The following is a 4440-nucleotide window of genomic DNA, read 5'->3' on the forward strand; positions in this document are numbered from 1 at the left end:
ACTAACGGCCTGAAGGCCAGCGGCGTGACAGAACTTTCAGCCCCGATCCTGCTCTTCGCTGAAGCGATCAGCACGCACCCACCGCCAAGAAGATTACCTCCGAAGCCTTGCCAACATAGGGGCCCATCTCCGGTTCTTCACGGTTTCGATTGTGCGAAACGGGGCTGCGTCCCCCGTTGGCTGGAGTTGTGATGACGAACGAAGGTCAGCAGTCTCAGGACGGCCGCATTTGCCCGAACTGCGGCGCGAGCGTCACTTACCGCGGCAAAGGCCGACGCCCAGTCTGGTGCTCGACCCGATGCCGGAACGACGCCGCCCTGCGGCGCCTCGGTGCGCGCAAAGCGGTCGTGGAAGTGGGGCTCGAGGTCCCCCGACACCAACAGCGTGGCAACTCGCGTGCTTCCGATACTCTGCCTCCTCCCTCAAGCCAGCGACCCCGAAGCGCTGACGAAGACGGACGGAGGGCGTCGCCGCCCTCCCCTAACCAGGCGCTCCGGGTGATCCGAAACGATCCCGAGGCAGTAGGGAAGCTCATGGCACACCTCGAGCGCCGTCGCGCCGACGGCACTCTCTCCAGCCCCGAGTGGTTGCCCGTGCGCAACGCTCTTCGCCTGATCGCGCGCGGGCTACCGGCCGACACAGAGCGTCCGACGACCTCCAATCCGAGCATCCCCCCAAGCGCCGCCGGGCGCCCGTAGGCGGCGGGAAGATGCAGCCCGAAGTAGCCTCATTGCGGCAAGTTCGGACAGTGTGTCGGCCGAATGGCCGATACTCCTCCCCGTGAACGCTGCGGACGACGATCACTGCCGCGACCGCGACCTTCAGGTCACGGGACCAGACGGACGTGCATATCGCATTTGCCGACGACGGCGTGGAGAGCTGCTGCGACCCTGGGATGGTCCCGACACCGGATTCGGTCCGCTTGACCTCGTCGTCTTCTTCGCATCCTCGATTCAGCGGGCTACCTCCGCTGTACGCGTCCTCACGGGACGAGGCTGGACCGTCGCTGTCCTTCGAGAGGAGGACCTTCGATGGAAGGTCATTCACCGCGAACGCCTGGACGACTCAGGGATAGCAGCTTCCCGTGCGCAGGAACTCGCCCGGGCTGTCGAAGGTGGCATTCCGCCGCGCTGACTCGTGGCGTATCCGCTAATCGGCAGATCCGGTCACTCTGCCGGAAGGACTGCACCCGGCACGCCGTCGGAACCGGCGACCACCCATGTCAGCCCGTCCGCGTCCCGTTGGTCCCTCAGAAAGAGGAACCAAGCGCGCCCGTCGTGATTTAGCGCGTGCCGGTCGGCGCAGCCACCCATCCGGGGTGACCTCGACCTACCCGCGGACACCACGTCGTATGTGACGGCCGACGCCGCCGCCCCGGATCTGCATGGGACCCGGGGCGGCGGCAGGTACCAGGTACCCGCCACCCGGGGATTCCGGCTGCGTAGCCGAGGGCTGGGCTGGTGCAGAGACGGCCCGCGCACCGTCGCGTTGTCGAGCCATGTGACCTGCAGGTCCGGCTCCCACGCCAGCGCCTGCTCAACGTGCTCCGCGCACGCCAGCATCACCCTCAAGGCGCAGCCGAGACCGGGACGTCGGGACCCCAGACCCCTGCTCCACCTCGAGCTGGCGCGTCGTTACTCCTCCCACGCGAGTTGAGCAGCGGCCCGTCTCAAGCCAAGTCAGGCGCGGACCTGGTCGGCAGGTGCGCCAGGTCCGCGCAAGTGCCGTCGACCGGTGACTCCCCCCACGGGCCTCCGATCAGACACTGACAGGACGTTCGGAGCCATGGCCCGACCGGATTGTTCGATCCTTCAGGGCGACTCAGCACGTGGTGTCGGGCGGTAGCGGCGGCGCCACTGGCAACAGGCACGCCTCCCGCACCCACTTCACCTCCACGAACGGCCAGCTCCCCGCCGGCGACCGCGAACGTCACCAGCTGGGGACGACGCCGGGCCCGAGCGCTCAGGTGGTTAGGTGGTTAGGTGGTTAGGTGGTTAGGTGGTTAGAAGCTTGGCGTATGACTCTCTGCTCGGCGGCTACTCAGATGACGTAGCCGAGGTCGGGACGGCGGACCCGAGACCCCTGTCCCACCTCGAGCTGGCGGGCCGCTGCTCCTCGTCTCCCCGAGTCGAGCGGCGGCCCGTCTCAAGCCCAGGACAAGAAGCGACCGCTCCGCCGGCCCTGTCGTCGAGCCACGTCACCTGCAGATCGGGCTCCCACGCCAGCGCCTGCTCAATGTGCTTCGAGCAGGCCAGCAGATCGACCGGGTCCACAGGCACGAGCGCGACCGCCGTCAGCGGGCAGTCGTCGCCGTACTCGCACTCGGCCATGCGTCCCGCGCTAGCGCGGGTGGTGAGCCCGGCGACCCGGTGAGCCCTGGCTGCTGCGTGGTGCCGAGCTGCCACCGCCCCTGTGACCCAGGGGGCCCCGAAGCTGATTCCGAGCAGTGCTCGCACGAGGTGCGCCCGGTAGCCGCCTGGCTCCAGGCTACAAACGCGCCGCCGGCACGCCGCGCATCGCTCACATGAGGTGGCGCCTACGCCTCGCAGTAGGTCGTGTCAGGCGGCAGCAGCAACGACCGGCACCACGGTCTCCGCCGACCTTGCCCAGACGAGTTGCCGCGCGCGCTGTCGGCCGAGATGGTGCTGAGAGCAACTGGCTAGCAAGGCACTGACCAGCCGCGGTGCCGACCCGACACCCACCTCTGAGCCCCGGGGGCGGCAGGCCCGCAGCGACGTGGAGCCGTCCAGCAAGGTCCCCGCCCTTGGGGACACGTCCTCGACGAGTGACTGCCTTCCGGCCCGTGAGCGGTCCTGACTACGATCCATCGCCGTGCCCGTCGTCCCCGTCACCACCATGCGCCGCCAGATCCCTCACGAGCTCGTCGACACCGTGCTCACCGGGGTCGCGACCGCTCTCCTGGACGTGGGCGCGAGCAAGGTTCGGATCGACACAGTGTCTCCGCGGACGCTGTCGTGATGGCCGAGCTCCCCAGGGACGCCGTCCAGGCGTCGGCTGCCGGCTAGGCGGCCGCCGCGTCACCGCCGTGCGTCGTCGTCACGCCGTCGAACGTTCCGGGGATCCGGCCGGCGCCCGCCCGGCGGCCGCTCCCCCCAGGCGTGGCCGACGGGCCCGAGGTACGGGCGACCGACGCGGCTCCCGTGCCCAACTCGTTCGCCTCTCAGCGCGAGTGCTGCACCACACTGACCGTTCGCGTATCAACGCACTCCTCAGGGCTCGCCCATTCGGGTGGTATTCCCGCCGCCTGGCATCGGGCAATGACCTGACATGGACCAGCCCGCCCGCATCGGGGTCCTGAGCGGGTTCGAGATCATCCGCACCGCACTCGCCACGCTCCTGCACGACCACGTCGTCATCGAGCTCGACGCACCGCCCTGGCCCGCCGACCTCAACCTGGTCGTGTTCGACCGACACGCTTGCGCAACCCACCGCGACGCACTGACCGCCGCTCACGCACTCGTCCGCCTCGTGCTCCTCGACGACCCACGCCCCGGCGAACCGCCGACCCTCGCCCACACCTTCGCCACCGGCGGAGTCATCTCCTCAAGAGCACCGAACGGCGAGATCCGCGCCGCCATCCTGCGCGCCGCACGGGAAGACGTTTCGTTCGTCGCCGACAACCACAGCGTGTTCGACCCCGCCTTCCGCCTAAGCGGGCAGGAGGAACAGGTGCTACGCCTCGTCGCCGTGGGACTGTCCAACGCCGAGATCGCCGCGGACATGCTCATCGGCATCAACACCGTCAAGGTCTACATCCGGCAGGCCTACCGCAAGATCGGCGTGGTACGACGCAGCCAAGCAGTGGCATGGGTCTACGCCCAACAGCGGCACATCGGGAAGGTCGAACCGGAGGTCTCCAACTAGCGGGCGCTAGGCGGCAGTAGCGGCGACATCGGCAAGCACGCTTCCCGCACCCACGTCGTGATCATGCTCCACAGCAGCTCCGCGCCGCCGACCGCGAACGTCACCAGCCCCTCCACCGCGGCGCGCCCTCACCGACACTCGCCCCGGCCCGCATCGCCTACGCCCGGGGACGGCCGGCGACTCAACCGGGGTCGTCCAGGCAAGCGCACGTTCTTCCGTTCGAATCTGGCTGAGAAGCAGCGAGGCAGGACCTCTGCGGCTGCCGCTGTCTGCTTCCTCACCGCGAGCTCTCGAGATGGCCACCGCCCTTGGCGGCATGCGATCGTTGCCGACACCGCCAGTACGGCGTTGTCCGCAGATGCAGCACCTCTCAACGGCGAGCTCGAGTGAGCACGCGCCTCGATCTCGCCGTCGAGTAGACCGGCTGCCTTAGCGCCGGAACGAGCACCAGTACCTGATGGGATCGCGCGAGGGCGGCCCGCCTCCTCCACTTGCCGTGGGTGGCCGTGTTCAATTCGTGACGCCGCGGACGGGATGGCGCAAGGCGTCGCCGGG

The 4440-nt window shown here is 68.7% G+C and carries 2 protein-coding genes; both read left to right on the forward strand.

The genetic code is table 11. The annotated features are described in order from the left end of the window. Positions 1–2832 precede the first annotated feature (2832 nt). Positions 2833–2979, forward strand: a complete 147-nt coding sequence (locus G6553_RS20495) for a hypothetical protein (RefSeq protein WP_166196975.1) — start codon at positions 2833–2835, stop codon at positions 2977–2979. 309 nt (positions 2980–3288) lie between these two features. After that, positions 3289–3885 carry a LuxR C-terminal-related transcriptional regulator gene (locus tag G6553_RS20500; protein WP_166196977.1) on the forward strand — a complete coding sequence of 199 codons (597 nt, stop codon included), beginning with the start codon at positions 3289–3291 and terminating at the stop codon, positions 3883–3885. Positions 3886–4440 lie beyond the last annotated feature (555 nt).

The organism is Nocardioides sp. IC4_145, assembly GCF_011250565.1.
Classification (GTDB): domain Bacteria; phylum Actinomycetota; class Actinomycetes; order Propionibacteriales; family Nocardioidaceae; genus Nocardioides.